Source organism: Streptomyces sp. NPDC059002, from assembly GCF_042740435.1.
Lineage (GTDB): Bacteria > Actinomycetota > Actinomycetes > Streptomycetales > Streptomycetaceae > Streptomyces.
Map to the genome: position 1 here is coordinate 1 of NZ_JBHYJI010000065.1, position 16,935 is coordinate 16,935.

General features: G+C 71.3%; 12 protein-coding genes. 4 read left to right on the forward strand and 8 right to left on the reverse strand.

The features are described from left to right. Positions 1-43: 43 nt before the first annotated feature. Genes pgl through tkt form a run of 5 tightly spaced genes read right to left on the reverse strand, consistent with a single transcriptional unit; the run spans position 44 to position 6,624 of the window. Entirely contained in the window at positions 44-823 is a 780-nt protein-coding gene (gene pgl, locus ACFWZ2_RS36500; protein WP_384553238.1) for a 6-phosphogluconolactonase, read from the reverse strand. Beyond that, positions 820-1,848 (reverse strand): glucose-6-phosphate dehydrogenase assembly protein OpcA, encoded by a 1,029-nt coding sequence (gene opcA, locus ACFWZ2_RS36505; RefSeq protein ID WP_384553240.1) that lies wholly within the window; start codon positions 1,846-1,848, stop codon positions 820-822. Before opcA ends, pgl begins: the two co-directional genes overlap by 4 nt. Beyond that, the gene (zwf, locus tag ACFWZ2_RS36510) at positions 1,845-3,377 is read right to left on the reverse strand and encodes a glucose-6-phosphate dehydrogenase (RefSeq protein ID WP_384553242.1); all 1,533 of its coding nucleotides are present in this window, start codon (positions 3,375-3,377) and stop codon (positions 1,845-1,847) included. The genes opcA and zwf overlap by 4 nt, the downstream gene beginning before the upstream one ends. Positions 3,378-3,382: 5 nt before the next feature. Further along, the gene (gene tal / locus ACFWZ2_RS36515; RefSeq protein ID WP_384553244.1) at positions 3,383-4,501 is read right to left on the reverse strand and encodes a transaldolase; all 1,119 of its coding nucleotides are present in this window, start codon (positions 4,499-4,501) and stop codon (positions 3,383-3,385) included. A gap of 35 nt (positions 4,502-4,536) precedes the next feature. Then, the gene (gene tkt / locus ACFWZ2_RS36520; protein ID WP_384553246.1) at positions 4,537-6,624 is read right to left on the reverse strand and encodes a transketolase; all 2,088 of its coding nucleotides are present in this window, start codon (positions 6,622-6,624) and stop codon (positions 4,537-4,539) included. 386 nt (positions 6,625-7,010) lie between these two features. Between tkt and ACFWZ2_RS36525 the strand changes: the two genes are divergently transcribed. The 3 genes from ACFWZ2_RS36525 to ACFWZ2_RS36535 all read left to right on the forward strand — a co-directional run bounded on the left by ACFWZ2_RS36525 (position 7,011) and on the right by ACFWZ2_RS36535 (position 9,631). Beyond that, positions 7,011-7,964, forward strand: coding sequence for a heme o synthase (locus ACFWZ2_RS36525; RefSeq protein ID WP_384553324.1), 954 nt, complete (start codon positions 7,011-7,013; stop codon positions 7,962-7,964). 84 nt (positions 7,965-8,048) lie between these two features. Then, on the forward strand, positions 8,049-8,396 hold the full coding sequence (locus ACFWZ2_RS36530; protein ID WP_384553248.1) for a hypothetical protein: 348 nt from the start codon (positions 8,049-8,051) through the stop codon (positions 8,394-8,396). Between the two features lie 137 nt (positions 8,397-8,533). Further along, positions 8,534-9,631 (forward strand): amidohydrolase family protein, encoded by a 1,098-nt coding sequence (locus ACFWZ2_RS36535; protein ID WP_384553250.1) that lies wholly within the window; start codon positions 8,534-8,536, stop codon positions 9,629-9,631. Here ACFWZ2_RS36535 and ACFWZ2_RS36540 read toward each other — a convergent pair. Beyond that, entirely contained in the window at positions 9,611-10,600 is a 990-nt protein-coding gene (locus ACFWZ2_RS36540) for a heme A synthase (protein ID WP_384553326.1), read from the reverse strand. The genes ACFWZ2_RS36535 and ACFWZ2_RS36540 overlap by 21 nt on opposite strands. Positions 10,601-10,643: 43 nt before the next feature. After that, entirely contained in the window at positions 10,644-13,352 is a 2,709-nt protein-coding gene (locus ACFWZ2_RS36545; RefSeq protein WP_384553252.1) for a tetratricopeptide repeat protein, read from the reverse strand. A 228-nt stretch (positions 13,353-13,580) separates the two neighbouring features. Between ACFWZ2_RS36545 and ACFWZ2_RS36550 the strand changes: the two genes are divergently transcribed. Further along, entirely contained in the window at positions 13,581-14,732 is a 1,152-nt protein-coding gene (locus ACFWZ2_RS36550) for a glycosyltransferase family 4 protein (RefSeq protein WP_384553254.1), read from the forward strand. On the opposite strand, the gene ACFWZ2_RS36555 is transcribed toward ACFWZ2_RS36550, so the two are convergent. Beyond that, on the reverse strand, positions 14,691-16,892 hold the full coding sequence (locus ACFWZ2_RS36555) for a glycogen debranching N-terminal domain-containing protein (RefSeq protein ID WP_384553256.1): 2,202 nt from the start codon (positions 16,890-16,892) through the stop codon (positions 14,691-14,693). The genes ACFWZ2_RS36550 and ACFWZ2_RS36555 overlap by 42 nt on opposite strands. Positions 16,893-16,935: the final 43 nt, after the last annotated feature.

Here is a 16,935-nt window from a genome sequence, read left to right on the forward strand (position 1 = left end):
GCACCGGGTGGTGCGGGGCCCTCCTGCGTACGGCGGAGTGGGCTCAGGCCACGGCCGGTGGGTACAGCTCCGGGGGGAGTTGTGAGGCCGCGGCCGCGTCGAGCAGCCACAGGGTGCGGGAGCGGCCGTGGGCGCCCGCTGCGGGGGCCTGTACCTCGCCCGCGCCGGACAGGGCGATGGCCGCGGCCTTCGCCTTGTCCTCGCCCGCCGCGAGCAGCCACACCTCGCGGGCCGACCGGATGGCCGGGAGCGTGAGCGAGATGCGGGTCGGCGGGGGCTTCGGGGCGCCGTGGACGCCGACCACCGTGCGCTCCGTCTCGCGCACCGCGGGGAGCTCGGGGAAGAGCGAGGCGACGTGCGTGTCCGGGCCGACGCCGAGCATCAGGACGTCGAAGGTCGGCACGGGGCCGTGGTCCTCCGGGCCTGCTGCCGCGGCGAGTTCGGCGGCGTAGGCCTCCGCCGCCGCGTCCGCTTCGTAGGGGCCGTCCGACGCGGGCATCGGATGCACCCGCGCCGGGTTCAGCGGCACCGAGTCGAGCAGGGCCTCGCGGGCCTGCGTGTAGTTGCGCTCGGGGTCGCCGTCCGGCAGGAAGCGCTCGTCGCCCCACCACAGGTCGAGGCGCGACCAGTCGATCGCGTCCCGCGCGGGGGCCGAACTCAGCGCGGCGAGCAGGCCGTTGCCGTTGCGGCCGCCGGTGAGGACCACCGACGCGTAGCCCCTGGCGGACTGCGCGTCGACGATCTTCGTGATGAGGCGGGCCGCCGCGGCCTGCGCCATCAGCTCCTTGTCGCGGTGGACGACGAGCTGCGGGGCGCCGGTCACTTCGCGGCCGCCTTCTTGGCGGCGGCCTTCTTCGCGGGGGCCGTCTTCTTCGGTGCCTCGTCGGCCGCCTGGGGCTCCGGCGCCGTCGTCTGCTCCACGGGCTCACCGAGCCGGTCCACGCCGTACTTCAGCGCCGACGCGTAGGTGTCGTCCGGGTCCAGGCGCCGCAGCTCCTCCGCGATCAGCTCGGACGTCTCGCGGCGCTTGAGCGCCACCGCGCGGTCCGGCTGGCCCTGGATGGAGAGCGTGGCGAGGGAGCCGTCGGCCCGGTCGAGCACGATGGGACCGCAGTCGGTCTCCATGCGTACGCCGGTCAGTCCGGGCCCCGCGGACAGCGAGCGCTTGACGGGGACGTCCAGCCGGTCCGCGAGCCACATCGCGAGCAGCTCGCAGCTGGGGTTGAACTCCTCGCCCTCCACCTCGACGGAGGTGACCTTGCAGGTGACCTGGTCGAGGGCGGCCGCGAGCATGGAGCGCCACGGGGTGATGCGGGTCCAGGACAGGTCCGTGTCGCCGGGGGTGTACGCCTCGGCGCGGGCGGTCAGCTCGTGGATCGGCTGCTCGGCCGCGTACGTGTCCGTGACGCGGCGCTGGGCCAGGGCGCCCAGCGGGTCCTTGGCGGGGTCCAGCGGGGCGTTCACCGGCCACCAGACGACCACGGGGGCGTCGGGCAGCAGGAGCGGCAGGACGACCGACTGGGCGTGGTTGATGACCTCGCCGTACAGCCGCAGGACCACCGTCTCGCCGGTGCCCGCCTCGACGCCCACGCGCACCTCGGCGTCCAGGCGCGAGGTGGTGCGGTCGCGGGGCGAGCGCGCGGCGCGCTTGATGACCACGAGCGTGCGCGAGGGGTGCTCACGCGACGCGTCGTTGGCGGCCTTCAGGGCGTCGTAGGCGTTCTCCTCGTCGGTGACGATGACGAGGGTCAGCACCATGCCGACGGCCGGGGTGCCGATCGCCCGGCGCCCTTGCACGAGCGCCTTGTTGATCTTGCTGGACGTGGTGTCCGTAAGGTCGATCTTCATGGCCGACGCCAGCTCCGTCCGTCTCGTGCGAGCATTTCGTCCGCCTCGGTCGGGCCCCAGGTGCCTGCCGGGTACTGCGCGGGCTTGCCGTGCTTGTCCCAGTACTCCTCGATCGGGTCGAGGATGTTCCAGGACAGCTCGACCTCCTCCGTGCGCGGGAAGAGGTTGGCGTCGCCGAGCAGGACGTCCAGGATCAGCCGCTCGTACGCCTCGGGGCTGGACTCGGTGAAGGACTCGCCGTACGCGAAGTCCATCGACACGTCCCGGATCTCCATGGAGGTGCCGGGCACCTTGGAGCCGAAGCGGACCGTGATGCCCTCGTCGGGCTGGACGCGGATGACGATCGCGTTCTGTCCGAGTTCCTCGGTGGCGGTGTGGTCGAAGGGGGAGTGGGGCGCGCGCTGGAAGACCACCGCGATCTCCGTCACCCGTCGGCCGAGCCGCTTGCCGGTGCGCAGGTAGAACGGCACGCCCGCCCAACGGCGGTTGTCCACCTGCAACTTGATGGCCGCGTAGGTGTCGGTCTTCGACTTGGGGTCGATGCCGTCTTCCTGGAGGTAGCCGACGGCCTTCTCGCCGCCCTGCCACCCCGCGGAGTACTGCCCGCGGACCGTGTCCTTGCCGAGGTCCTTCGGCAGCTTCACCGCGCCGAGGACCTTCGCCTTCTCGGCGACGAGCGCGTCCGCGTCGAAGGAGGCGGGCTCCTCCATCGCGGTCAGCGCCATCAGCTGGAGCAGGTGGTTCTGGATGACGTCACGGGCGGCGCCGATGCCGTCGTAGTAGCCGGCGCGGCCGCCGATGCCGATGTCCTCGGCCATGGTGATCTGGATGTGGTCCACATACGACCGGTTCCAGATCGGCTCGAACATCTGGTTGGCGAAGCGGAGCGCCAGGATGTTCTGGACGGTCTCCTTGCCGAGGTAGTGGTCGATCCGGAACACCTGGTCCGGGGCGAACACCTCGTGCACGATCGCGTTCAGGTCACGGGCGGATCCCAGGTCGTGGCCGAACGGCTTCTCGATGACGGCGCGGCGCCAGGAGCCCTCGGGGGCGTCCGCGAGGCCGTGCTTCTTGAGCTGCTGGACGACCTGAGGGAAGAACTTCGGCGGCACCGAGAGGTAGAAGGCGAAGTTGCCGCCCGTGCCCTGTGCCTTGTCGAGGTCCTGGATGGTCGCCTTGAGCTGCTCGAAGGCGTCGTCGTCGTCGAAGTTGCCCTGGACGAAGCGCATGCCCTGGATGAGCTGCTGCCAGACCTCCTCGCGGAAGGGCGTGCGCGCGTGCTGCTTGACCGCGTCGTGCACCTCCTGCGCGAAGTCCTCGTTCTGCCACTCGCGGCGGGCGAAACCAATGAGGGAAAAGCCCGGCGGAAGCAGACCCCGGTTGGCGAGGTCGTAGACGGCGGGCATCAACTTTTTACGGGACAAATCGCCCGTGACGCCAAAGATGACCAGGCCCGACGGCCCCGCGATACGCGGGAGCCGTCGGTCTGCGGCGTCACGAAGCGGGTTCGCTCCATGAACTGCGGTCAAGGTGGTCAGCCCTTCGAAGGAGCGAGGCGGTCGAGCTCGGCCTCGGTCGACTTGAGCAGGTCGTTCCAGGCGGCCTCGAACTTCTCGACGCCCTCGTCCTCGAGGAGCTGCACGACGTCGTCGTACGAGATGCCGAGCTTCTCCACGGCGGCGATCTCGGCGCGCGAGGCGTCGTAGGTGCCCGCGACCGTGTTGCCGGTGATCGATCCGTGGTCGGCCGTGGCCTCCAGGGTCGCCTCCGGCATCGTGTTCACCGTGTTCGGCGCGACGAGGTCGTCGACGTACAGGGTGTCCTTGTACGCCGGGTCCTTGACGCCGGTCGAGGCCCACAGCGGACGCTGCTTGTTGGCCTGCGCCTTGTCGAGCGCGGCCCAGCGGTCCGAGGAGAAGACCTCCTCGTACGCCTCGTACGCCAGGCGGGCGTTGGCGAGCGCGGCCTTGCCCTTGAGGGCCTTGGCCTCGTCCGTGCCGACGCCGTCCAGGCGCTTGTCGATCTCGGTGTCCACGCGGGACACGAAGAAGGACGCCACCGAGTGGATCTTGGCGAGGTCCAGGCCGCGCTCCTTGGCCTTCTCCAGGCCGGCGAGGAAGGCGTCCATGACCTCGCGGTAGCGCTCGAGGGAGAAGATCAGCGTGACGTTGACGCTGATGCCGAGGCCGATGACCTCGGTGATCGCCGGGAGGCCCGCCTTGGTGGCCGGGATCTTGATGAGCGTGTTCGGCCGGTCCACCAGCCAGGCAAGCTGCTTGGCCTCGGCGACCGTGGCCGCCGTGTTGTGCGCCAGGCGCGGGTCGACCTCGATCGACACGCGGCCGTCCTGGCCGCCCGTCGCGTCGAAGACCGGGCGCAGGATGTCGGCGGCGTCGCGGACGTCCGCCGTCGTGATCATGCGGATCGCCTCTTCGACGGTGACCTTGCGGGCGGCGAGGTCGGCGAGCTGCTGCTCGTAGCCGTCACCCGACGAGATCGCCTTCTGGAAGATCGACGGGTTGGTCGTGACGCCCACGACGTGCTGCTGGTCGATCAGTTCGGCGAGGTTGCCGGACGTGATCCGCTTGCGCGACAGGTCGTCCAGCCAGATCGCGACGCCTTCTTCGGAGAGGCGCTTCAGTGCGTCTGTCATGGAAAATACATCTCCTACTTGGTCGTATATCGGCGTCAGCGCTGAGCGGCGTCGATCGATTCCCGGGCCGCGGCGGCCACGGCGTCGGCGGTGAAGCCGAACTCGCGGAAGAGGACCTTCCCGTCCGCGGAAGCGCCGAAGTGCTCCAGCGAGACGATGCGTCCGGCGTCGCCCACGAAGCGGTGCCAGGTCAGGCCGATACCGGCCTCGACCGCCACGCGCGCCTTGACCGACGGCGGCAGGACGCTGTCGCGGTACCCCTGGTCCTGCTCGTCGAACCACTCGACCGACGGCATCGAGACGACCCGCGTCGGGACGCCCGCGGCCTGCAGCTGCTCGCGCGCCTCGACGGCGAGCTGCACCTCGGAGCCGGTGCCGATGAGGACGACCTCGGGCTTGCCGCCGTCGGCCTCGAACAGGACGTAACCACCCTTGGCGGCGTCCTCGTTGCGCTCGTACGTCGGCACGCCCTGACGGGTCAGCGCGAGGCCGTGCGGGGCGCCCTTGCCGAACTCCTTGGTGTAGCGCTTGAGGATCTCGCGCCACGCGACGACGGTCTCGTTCGCGTCGGCCGGGCGGACCACGTTCAGGCCCGGGATGGCACGCAGCGAGGCCAGGTGCTCGACCGGCTGGTGGGTGGGGCCGTCCTCGCCGAGACCGATGGAGTCGTGGGTCCAGACGTACGTCACCGGGAGGTGCATCAGCGCGGACAGGCGGACGGCGTTGCGCATGTAGTCGGAGAACACCAGGAAGGTGCCGCCGTAGATGCGGGTGCCGCCGTGCAGCGCGATGCCGTTCATCTCCGCGGCCATGGAGTGCTCGCGGATGCCGTAGTGGATCGTGCGGCCGTACGGGTCGGCCTCCGGCAGCGGGTTGTCCGCGGGCAGGAACGACGACGTCTTGTCGATCGTCGTGTTGTTCGAGCCCGCGAGGTCGGCGGAGCCGCCCCACAGCTCGGGGATGACCGCGCCGAGCGCCTGCAGGACCTTGCCGGACGCGGCACGCGTCGCGACGCCCTTGCCGGTCTCGAAGGCCGGGAGCTTCTCTTCCCAGCCCGCCGGCAGCTCGCCCGCGGAGATGCGGTCGAACTCGGCGGCACGCTCGGAGTTGGCGGTGCGCCAGGCGGCGAAGCCCTTCTCCCACTCGGCCTTGGCCTCGCGGCCGCGGTCGAGGGCCTTGCGGGTGTGCGCGATGACCTCGTCGGAAACCTCGAAGGTCTGCTCCGGGTCGAAGCCGAGGACGCGCTTGGTGGCCGCGACCTCTTCGTCGCCGAGCGCCGAGCCGTGCGCGGCCTCGGTGTTCTGCGCGTTGGGGGCGGGCCAGGCGATGATCGAGCGCATCGCGATGAAGGACGGCTTGTCCGTCACGGCCTTGGCGGCCTGGATCGCGTTGAACAGCGCCTCGGGGTCCAGGTCGCCGTCCGGCTTGGGCGCCACGCGCTGGACGTGCCAGCCGTACGACTCGTACCGCTTGATGGTGTCCTCGGAGACCGCGGTCTCCGTGTCGCCCTCGATCGAGATGTGGTTGTCGTCCCACAGCAGGATGAGGTTGCCGAGCTTCTGGTGCCCGGCCAGCGAGGACGCCTCCGCGGAGATGCCCTCCTGAAGGCAGCCGTCACCGGCGATCGCGTAGATGTAGTGGTCGAACGGGGAGGAGCCGTCGGCCGCCTCCGGGTCGAAGAGACCGCGCTCGTAGCGGGTCGCCATCGCCATGCCCACGGCGTTGGCAACGCCCTGGCCGAGCGGGCCCGTCGTGGTCTCCACGCCGACCGTGTGGCCGTACTCCGGGTGGCCGGGGGTCTTCGAGCCCCAGGTCCGGAACGCCTTCAGGTCGTCGAGCTCCAGGCCGAAGCCGGCCAGGTAGAGCTGGATGTAGAGGGTCAGGGACGAGTGGCCCGCGGAGAGCACGAACCGGTCGCGGCCGGTCCAGTCGGCGTCCGCCGGGTCGTGCCGCATCACCTTCTGGAAGAGGGTGTACGCGGCGGGCGCGAGGCTCATGGCCGTACCGGGATGGCCGTTGCCGACCTTCTGTACGGAATCCATGGCCAGGACGCGAGCGGTGTCAACGGCTCGCTGGTCCAGTTCGGTCCACTCGAGGTCTGTGGTGGTCGGCTTGGTGCTCACCCTGAGTCAGGGCTCCTCTCCACATGTCGAATGCCGGCGATGTAGATCCCACCGGCCGATGTCGAGCCTACCGCTGGTGGAACGTGCATTTTTTCGAGTCATTCCAGACTGCCGGGCCCTGCGGGGATCCGCCTCCTGAAAGGAATGCACGGTGATTCGCCATGTGAATAAAGGGGCGCTCATGTGTCCGCTCAATGGGCCGTCGACACCGCTCATGTGACCGCTCATCGAGTCACCCGCACCGCTCATCCGGCCGCTCAACACGACCCCACCCCCGCGAAGGGCGAGGTATGGGCAACGTCTACAGTGGCGTGGTACGCGCGAGCCTTTACCGGATCTTCATGTCTGAAGGTGCTGGTCGGCTCGCTGGGATGTCTCTGTCAGGGGTGTGCGTGACGGCCGTTGAATCCCGTCCAGCGGGGGTTTCCGGGACGGACATGAGCCCGAGCCATCGGCCGTTCGGGGCCCGTGTCAAGGCGTTCGTGGCGCTGACCAAGCCGCGGATCATCGAGCTCCTCCTCATCACCACCGTTCCGGTGATGTTCCTCGCCGAGCAGGGCGTGCCCGACCTGCGGCTGGTCTTCGTGACCTGCCTGGGCGGCTACCTGTCGGCCGGTGGCGCCAACGCGCTCAACATGTACATCGACCGCGACATCGACGCCCTCATGGACCGGACGTCGCAACGGCCGCTGGTCACCGGCATGGTGAGCCCGCGCGAGTGCCTCGTCTTCGGCATCACCCTCGGGGTCGTCTCCACCCTCCTGTTCGGCCTCGCCGTCAACTGGCTCTCCGCCTGGCTCTCGCTCGGCGCGCTGCTCTTCTACGTGGTCGTCTACACGATGATCCTGAAGCGCCGCACCTCGCAGAACATCGTGTGGGGCGGCATCGCGGGCTGCCTGCCGGTCCTCATCGGCTGGTCCTCGGTCACCAACTCCATGTCGTGGGCGCCGATCATCCTCTTCCTCGTCATGTTCTTCTGGACGCCGCCGCACTACTGGCCGCTGTCCATGAAGGTCAAGGACGACTACGCGCGCGTGGGCGTGCCGATGCTGCCGGTCATCGCGTCGAACAAGGTGGTCGCCCGGCAGATCGTCGTCTACAGCTGGGTCATGGTCGCCGTCTCCCTGCTGCTCCAGCCGCTCGGCTACACCGGCTGGTTCTACACGGCGGTCGCGCTGGTCACCGGCGGCTGGTGGCTGTGGGAGGCGCACGGTCTGCAGAACCGTGCCAAGGCCGAGGTCACGGGCGTCAAGCTCAAGGAGATGCGGCTCTTCCACTGGTCGATCACGTATGTCTCGCTGCTCTTCGTCGCCGTGGCGGTCGACCCGTTCCTCCGGTAGTTCGCCCTACGGGGCGCCCCGCGTGGTCCATGCCACGTCGTCTGCCCGTCGCGAGAAGATCTACCCGTCGGTAGCATCCTGCTCATGGCAGACACGCAGCAGGTGGACGAGAGCAAGCAGGGCGCCAAGGACGAGCGCAGGGCGGCCAAGCTCGCCAAGGAGATCGGCTCTTTCGCGCGGGCGCACGGCGGGGCCGAGGGGCAGATCGCGTACATCGGTCAGATGGGCACCCGCATCGTCCTCGTCGGCGAGGACGGCGGCTGGGGCGACCTCGTGGCGCCGACCTACGCCGTCGCGCGGAGCGCCGTCGAGAAGGCCGGCATCACCGTGCACGAGGACTTCGACGGGGACTTCGCCGCCAAGGTGGAGACCGGCCCCTACGAGTGGACCCGCATGGCGGGCATCCAGATCGGCGGCCCGAGCAACCGCTGACGGACCCCCTCCGCGACGGCCGATCGGGCCCCCTCTCGGGCTCCTGTTCGGGCCCCGGAGACTGTCCGAAAGCAACACCTGACGCCCGGGTCACCCGTTAGGACCGTAGGAGCAAGGTCCATTCCGCGGGAGCCCGCATGATCGAAACGCCGTCCCTGGTGGATCAGTACTGCCATGGCGTTCTCCGTACGGAGCTGGGCCTCGGCACCTTCGAGGCCCACCTCGGCCGGGGCGAAGGACCACCCGCCCCCGGCACCACCTTCTTCGACACCCAGACCGGCTTCGCCGTGCGCCGCTGGTGTCCGCCACTGCTCGGCCTGGAGCAGCACTGCCCGCCGGCCCGCTATCTCGCCCGCCGCCGGGAACTGGGCGTACTGGAATCCGGGCGGCGCCTGCTGCGCGGCAGCGGCATCACCACCTACCTCGTCGACACCGGACTGCCGGGCGACCTGACGGGTCCCGGCGAGATGGCGTCCACCGGGGACGCCGACGCCCGCGAGATCGTCCGCCTGGAGTTACTGGCCGAGCAGGTCGCCGACACCTCGGGCACCGCCGACTCGTTCCTCGCCAATCTCGCCGAGTCCGTGCACGCCGCCGCCGGGGGAGCCGTCGCCTTCACCTCGGTCGCGGGCGTACGGCATCCGCTCGCCCTCAGCGCGGAACCGCCGGGACCCGGTGAGGTGCGCGGCGCGGTCGGGCGCTGGCTCGCGGGGCGGCAGGTCGGCGGCGAACTGGCCGACCCGGTGCTGCTGCGGCATCTGCTGTGGATCGCCGTGGCCTCCGGGCTGCCGCTGCAGCTGCACGCGGGGGCCGGTGACCCCCAGACGTACTTCGGGGACTTCGCGCGCGCCACCGCGGGGCTCGGCACCGACCTGGTGCTGCTGCACGGCTATCCGTACCACCGCAGCGCCGCGCATCTCGCGGCCGTCTTCCCGCACATCTACGCGGACCTGGGCCCCGCGCTCGTCCGCACCGGGGCCAGGGCCGCGGCCGTGCTCGCGGAGATCCTGGAACTCGCGCCGTTCGGCAAGCTGCTGTTCTCCAGCGGCGCCCACGGACTGCCCGAACTGCACGTCGTCGGCGCGCACCTGTTCCGTGAGGCGCTCGGGCGGGTGCTCGGCACCTGGGTCGCCGAGGGGGCCTGGTCGCTCACCGACGCACAGCGCGTGGCGGGGATGATCGCGGCGGGCAACGCCCGCCGGGTGTACGGACTCTCAGACGGCCGAGAGCCGTGAGTCGTCCGCCTGGGCGGGCAGCCCGGCCGTACCGACCGGCCGCTCCCGCAGCGCGAGCAGCACCCGCACCACGCCGATCCACACCAGGCACGAGCCGAACATGTGCAGGCCGACCAGGACCTCGGGCAGATCGGTGAAGTACTGCACGTAGCCGATGGCGCCCTGCGCGAGCAGGATCAGGAACAGGTCGCGGGTGCGGGCCAGCGGGCCGCGCGGCGCGTCGACCGCCTTGAGGACGAACCACAGGGCGAACGTCAGCGTCACCACGATCCACGCGAGGACCGCGTGCAGCTTGCTGACCGTCTCCCAGTCGAAGCCCATGCGCGGCACGTCGCTGGAGTCGCCCGCGTGCGGTCCCGAGCCCGTCACGATCGTGCCGATCGCGATCAGCAGCACGGACGCCGCGACCAGGAACCACACGAGCTGCACCACGGCCTTGCCGACCAGCGGGCGCGGCGCGGCGTCGCCCTCGCGGGTGCGCTGCCACATCGTGGTGGCGACCGCGATCAGTGCGGTGGAGAGCAGGAAGTGTGCCGCGACCGTCCACGGGTTGAGGCCGACGAGGACGACGATGCCGCCGAGCACGGCATTGCCCATGACGAGCCAGAACTGGGTCCAGCCGAGCCGGGTGACGCTGCGCCGCATCGGCTTCTGCGAGCGGGCGGTGATGATCGCCCAGCCGACGACCGCGCAGAGCACGTACGTCAGCATGCGGTTGCCGAACTCGACGACGCCGTGGAAGCCCATCTCGCTGGTTGCGGTCAGGGATTCGTCCGTGCACTTGGGCCAGGTCGGGCAGCCGAGGCCGGAGCCGGTCAGGCGGACGGCGCCGCCCGTCACCACGATGACCACGGTCATCGCGAGGGAGAGGAAGGCCGCTTGCTGGACGGTCCGCTGGGTGGGGGTCCAGCGCTCGGCGATGTAGGCGAGCGGGTTCCGCACGGCTTGAGCGACGTCGGCTCGGGTCACGTTTGGCACGCGCCCTATCGTAGGGGGCCGCTTGTGCAAGCTTTCACGAGGGGGACGAGTTGTCCCAGAGCGACCGGTGGATGCGGGCGGCGTCGGCCCGCAGCGTCCGGGCCCGCTCCGGGTCCTGGGTGCAGTCCGCGAGGAACTCGTACACCGTGACGAGCGAGGGGTGGCGGTCGCCGAGGCTGGCGATGAAGATCCGCTCGGCCGTGCGCAGCGCGCGCTCCGCACCCTCGCGGTCGCCCGCGGCGCGCAGCACGGGGCCCAGCCGGGAGAGCGTCTTCGCGCGGTAGTGGTGGTCGGGTCCGTACGCGGTGACGTAGATCTCCTCGGCCTCGCGCAGGGTGCCGATCGCCTTGTGCAGGTGCCCCTGCGCCCACTGCAGCGAGCCCAGTTTGTTGAGACAGGCGGCGTAGGTGTGGGCCTCCGTCGTACGGCGTTCGCCGAGCAGGGTGAGGACCGGGCCGAGGAGTTCGTACGCCGTCGTGAGGTAGGTCTGGGCCTGCGCATGCAGGCGCCGCTTGCGCAGCGGGTTGTGGGTCTGCCGGGACGCGGCCTTGCACTGCTGGCCCTTGCGGCGCAGCACGTCCGCGAGGAACTTGGCGACCTGCGCCGTCTCGAAGTCCTCCTCGCCGCGCTTGCTGCGGAAGACGGCGTGCGCCGCCGACAGTTCGTCCTGCGCGGTGTCCAGGTCGCCGCGGTCCTGCGCCACGATCCCGATGTCGCGGCGGAGCATGGCGCGGAACAGCACGTGCTCCTCGAGCCCGGTGGAACCGCCGCCGCCGACGAGGGCCTCCGCCCGCCGGTAGCAGTCGAGCGCCGCGGTGAGCCGGCCCGCGTTGCGGTGGATCATGCCGGCCTCCTGCTCCGTGACCGCCCAGTCGATGACCTCCCAGCCGGAGCCCTGGTGCTCGTAGATCCGCAGGGCGGCCTCGAGGAAGCGGCTCGCCTCGCGGAAGCGGTTGCGTTCGCGCAGGATGCCGCCGAACTGGCGGCAGCACTGCGCCCGTATCTGCTGGAAGGCGTCGTCGTCCTTGTGCGCGTCGCACAGTGCGAGCGCCCTGCCGCAGGCGTCCTCGGCCGTGTCGAGGTGGGCGAGGAGGTAGTGCTGGCGGGCGATGGCGAGATGGGCCGTCGCCAGGCAGTGGTCGGAGCCCGTGCCGAGGCTGCGCAGCTCGGTCTCGCGGGTGAAGAAGGCCAGCGCGCTCTCCCAGTCGCAGCGGTGGTTCTGGTAGCTGCCCGCCCGGTGCAGCAGCCGCACCAGCGCCTCCGGGTCCTGCGCGGCGCCCAGTTCGCCGTCGCCGTCCGAGGCCCAGGCGGGTTCGGCGGTGACCGCGTCGACGTGCGGCATCAGCCGCTCGCAGACGACGCGCGCGTCGAGCTGCTCGGGCGCGAGCGGGAAGGCCGACTCGATCAGCCGGACCGCGGCCTGCGACCACTCGAGGCGCTCGTGGCCGGTCAGCCGGTTGCGGATGATGATCTGCACCCGGGGGTGGATCCCGTAGGTCACCGGCTCCGTGCGGCCGTCGCCGTGCCGGGTCATCAGGGAGTGGTCGACCAGCTTGAGGACGAGCCGGGTGAAGGCGAGCTGGTCGTCCATGACGAGCCGCAGCCGGTCGGGCAGGACCGAGCGGTACCGGAAGAGCGTGGAGCGCGGCACGTCCTCGGAGGCCAGGAAGCTGCACAGCCGCATCAGGTCCTCGGCTGCGGGGTGCTGTGCGCCGATCCGTCCGATCGCCAGCTCGAAGGTCTTGGTGTCGCTGTCGGCGGTCCGCTCGGAGAGCCGCTGCAGATAGTCCTCGTAGTCCTCGCCCTCGACGCTGATCTCGGCCTGCTCGATGTACGCCCCTGCCTGTTCGAGGGCGAGCGGCTGCCAGCCGAGCTGCCTGCCGAGCCTGCCGAGCCGTTCGTCGGCGGCAGGGCCCGTGCGCAGCGGGAGCCGCTTGCGCAGGAAGGCCATGCCGTCGCCCTCGTCGTAGACGGTGAGTTCGACGGGGTCGGGGCACAGGCCGGTCCAGCCGTCGCGCAGCTGGGTGGTGATCAGTACTTCGCCGACGCCTTCGGGCGGCAGCAGGGACTGCAGCCGCTGCTGGTGGTCGACCGGGCCGTCACCGTGCGCGTCGGCGCCGTCGAGCTGGACGTTGTCGTAGACGAGGAGCCAGTCGGGGTGGTCGCGCAGCCAGCTCCACAGCCGGGTCAGGACGACGGTCTTGGACTCGTGGTAGGCGATGCCGATCAGGGTGGCGAGTTCGAGGAGGTCGCACAGGAGCCGGTCGGGGCTGGTGGCGTTGAGCCACCGGGTGAGGCTGTGCTCGGCCAGCGTTTCGTGCGCGTACGCCGTGGCCAGCTGGGACTTGCCGACGCCGCCGGTGCCGTGGACGACGCAGATGCGGCGGCCCTTGGCGCCCTTGGCGGGCCGCAGCATCCGCTTCAGCCGGGCCATTTCCTTGCCGCGGCCCACGAAGTACCGCGAGCGGAAGGGGAGGTTGTTCGGCGGGAACGTGGTGGGCGGCAGGACGTCGGGGCGCGCGGGACTCGCGGCGAGGAACAGCACGGCGAGCACGAGGAGTCCCGCCGAGACCCACAGCAGAGGCCCGCTCATCGTGTCCTTGAAGAACGCGAGGAGGCCGATCGCCAGAGCCGATGCGGTGGTGCCCGCCGCGAGCCGTTTGATGGCGATGGCGAAGCGCCTGCGGGTGACGCCGAACTGCCTGCGGGCGCCGATGAATACACCGGAAATGGATACGGACATCAGTTCCCCCTGTCTGCCCCGCCCGCGCCATGCGCAGTACAGTCCCATTCTCGGGGGAAAACCGTGCCGACCGGAATATTCGCCGCAGCGGAATCTGGGGCTAGCATCTGCGCTTCGCGGATTCGACGGTACGGAGGCGGCATGGACCTCGGCACAAAGGATCAACTCCCGGGGGGCGGGATGCATATCGCGTTGGTCCACTGGTCCTTTCCGCCCAGCGTGGGCGGGGTGGAATCCCATCTGTGGGACTATTCGCGCCTGTTGGCGCGGCAGGGGAACCGCGTCACCGTGCTCACCGGGACGCCGGGCGCGCAGTCGCCGGGTCAACCGGGGGTGGAGGTGCTCACCCACCCGGCGCTCGACCTCGCCAGACTGGAGCCGGGACCCGACGACCGGCAGCGGCTCGCCCGGTGGTTCGCCGACGTCCTCGGGGAGCGCGGCATCAGGCTCGTGCACTGCCACAACCTGCACCACTTCAGCGAGGCCCCGGCCAAGGCCCTGGAAGCCCTGCGGGAGCCGCTCCGGCTGGTGCTCTGCCATACGTACCACAGCATTTGGGGCGATCCCGGCAGCCGGGATTCGGCGCTCACGGCGGCGGAGTGGGACGCGCACTACGCCGTGTCCGAGTTCCTGCGGACCGCCTGCGCCGAGGTGCTCGGCGTGGTCGCCGAGCGCACCTATCTGGGCATCGACACCGCTCCCTACGCGCGCGTGGCCCCCCTCGACGTCACACCGCGGCCGGGCACGGTGCTGCTGCCCGCCCGGCTGATCCCGGACAAGGGGGCACTGCTCGCGCTGGGCGCGCTCGATCTGATCGTGCGGCGCCGGATGTGCGTATTCGAACCCCGGCTTCTGCTTACGGACACCCGTCAGACGGTCGATTTCCACGGCGAGAAGATCGGATTCAGGGAGCGCGTCGAAAAAGAGATCGAAAAACGCCGACTGGAGCCCTATGTGGAATTCATGGAGGCGGGCGTCGATCAAATGCCTGACCTCTACGCCGAGTCCACCGTCGTCGTCTATCCCTCGCTATTCGACGAACCGATGGGGCTCGCTCCGCTGGAGGCGATGTGCGCCGCGCGGCCCGTCGTGGTGACCCGGATGGGCGGCCTCGGCGAAGGCGTCGACAGCGACGGCGTGATCGGCTATCTCGTGCCCGACCGGGACGAGGAACAGCTCGCGGCGCGGCTCGCCGAACTGCTCGACGACCGGGAGACCGGGCGGCTGATGGGGATGCGCGGGCGGGCCCACGTCCAGGAGCACTTCGACCTGAGCCGGATCTACCTGGCGCGGATGCAGGACGACTACCGCGCGCTCCTCGCCCGAGCTGACGGAGCGTCAGCCGGGGTGGTCGGGACCGGCGTCCGCGCCGGTGCCTGAACCGGCGCCCGCCCCCTGGCCCGCGCCGGTGCCGACCCGCCAGCCCTCGGGCAGCCCCGTCACCGTCGTACGGCCCCCGCGGTCGATCCGCACGGAAAGGTCCGCGCCCGCGAGGCGCAGCCCCGACACGGCGAGCGGGCCGAGCAGGCCGGGCGGCGAAGGACACAGCCGGAGTTCGCGGCGGGGCGCGTCGGGGCGCAGGCCGAGCAGCGCGGCGAGCACGGCGACCCCGGACGCCGCGGACCAGCCCTGCGGGCGGCAGGCGGCCGGATAGGCGAGCGGGGCGGGGGAGTTGTCGGTGCGCGCGTCCCCGGCGTACAGCTCCGGCATCCGGTACGAGAAGTGGACCGCGGCGTCGAGCAGCCCGTCGGCGAGCGCCGCGGCCTCGGTGTGCAGGCCCGCGGCGCACAGGCCCTGCACGGCGATCGCCGTGTCGTGGGTCCACACCGAACCGCCGTGGTAGCTCAGCGGGTTGAAGCCGGGCACGGCGGCGGACCGGCTGCGCAGGCCCCAGCCGGAGTTCAGCTCGGGCGCGGCGAGCCAGGCGGCGACGTCGGCGCAGCCCTCCCGGTCCAGGATGCCGGTGGCGAGCAGCTGGCCCATGTTGGAGGCGGGGCCGCCGACCGGATCGAGGCCGCGGCCCACCGCGATGGCGACATAGCGGGGCGCGGGCCCCTCCTTGCTGTCGATCCAGAAGGCGTCGGCGAAGCGGTCGCGGAGCGCCGCGGCCCAGGCGCGCAGCACCTGGGCCCGCCCGGTCGCCCCGCGGGCGTCCAGCAGGTCGGCGAGGCCCTTCGCGGCCTCGTAGGCGTAGCCCTGCACCTCGCACAGGGCCAGCGGCGGTTCGATGCGCCGGCCCGCCGCGTCGCGCACCGCGTCGGCGGAGTCCTTCCACGACTGGTGCAGGAGGCCGCCGGGGCGCGGGTAGTAGCGCAGCAGGCCGTCCTCGTCGCTGCCGCTGGTGCCGACGATCCAGTCCATCGCGCGCTCCGCGTACGGCAGGAGGGCATCGACGTCCGCGGCGGGCAGGCCCCAGCGCCAGGCGTCGACGAGCAGCGAGACGAAGAGCGGGGTCGCGTCGACGGAGCCGTAGTAGTGGGCGGGGAGCAGCAGTCCGTGGCCGTGCTGGGACTCGGCGGGGCGCAGCTCGTGCAGGATCCGCCCCGGCGCCTCCTCGCGGAAGTCGTCGTGGACCGTGCCCTGGCGGCGGGCCAGCGTCCACAGGGTGCCGCGGGCCAGCTCGGTGCCGAGGGGCAGCAGCATGCGCGCCGACCAGATGGAGTCCCGGCCGAAGAGCGTCAGATACCAGGGGCAGCCCGCGGCGATGAACTGGTCGTCGGAAGGCGCGGTGCCGTGCCCCGAGCGGTCCGCGAGCCGCAGTGCCCGCAGATCGGCGAGCCCCTGGCGGACCAGGCCGATCAGCCGCCGGTCGCCGTGGACCACGGGCTCCGACCAGGGCACCCGCGGGGACGCGGCGACCGGATGGCCCGGCGGGTCGGGGACGGCGCGGCCCGTGACGGCGAGCCGGATCAGCCACGAGTCGCCCGGCGGCAGCTCGATGCGCGGCCAGGTGAAGGTGCCGCCCGTCGGGCCCGCTGAGGTCTCCGGCGGTTCGGGGCACTCGACGGCACGCACCCGGGCGTGGCCCGCGGGGGAGCGCCACAGGAGCGCGGGGCGTCCGGTGCGCGCGACGGACGGGGCCACGGCCTTCCCGGTGAGGCCGCGCTTCACGTCGGCGATGTCGGCGAGGTCGGTGGCGGCGGCCAGTTCGACGCGCAGGCGGCGGGCGACGGTGCCGACGTTGCGCAGCAGGACGGTCTCGCCGCCGCCCGCGGTGCGCACACGCTCGACGATCAGCGTCGGGTCGTCCGTGCCCTCGCCGGGGTAGCGGTGCACGGAGGTGAAGCGGGCCCGGTCGGGGCCGAGCGGCTGGACGCCGACGGGTTCGGGCTCACGACGGTCGATCAGCAGGCGCAGGGTGTGCAGGAGCCGCCGGTCGTGGTCGTAGAAGCCGTCGGCCCGCGCGCCGCGGAGCTGGCCGTCGCGGGGCGACGCGGCGAACGCGGGTGCCGCGACGCAGATCACCACGTCGTGCAGCAGCGGCTGCAGGGCGCGGGCCCGCGGCGGTCCGGGTAACTCCGGGATGTCGGTGTCGGCCACGGAACGGGAGTGCCCGTTCCGTGCTCACGTCACTCCCGCCGTG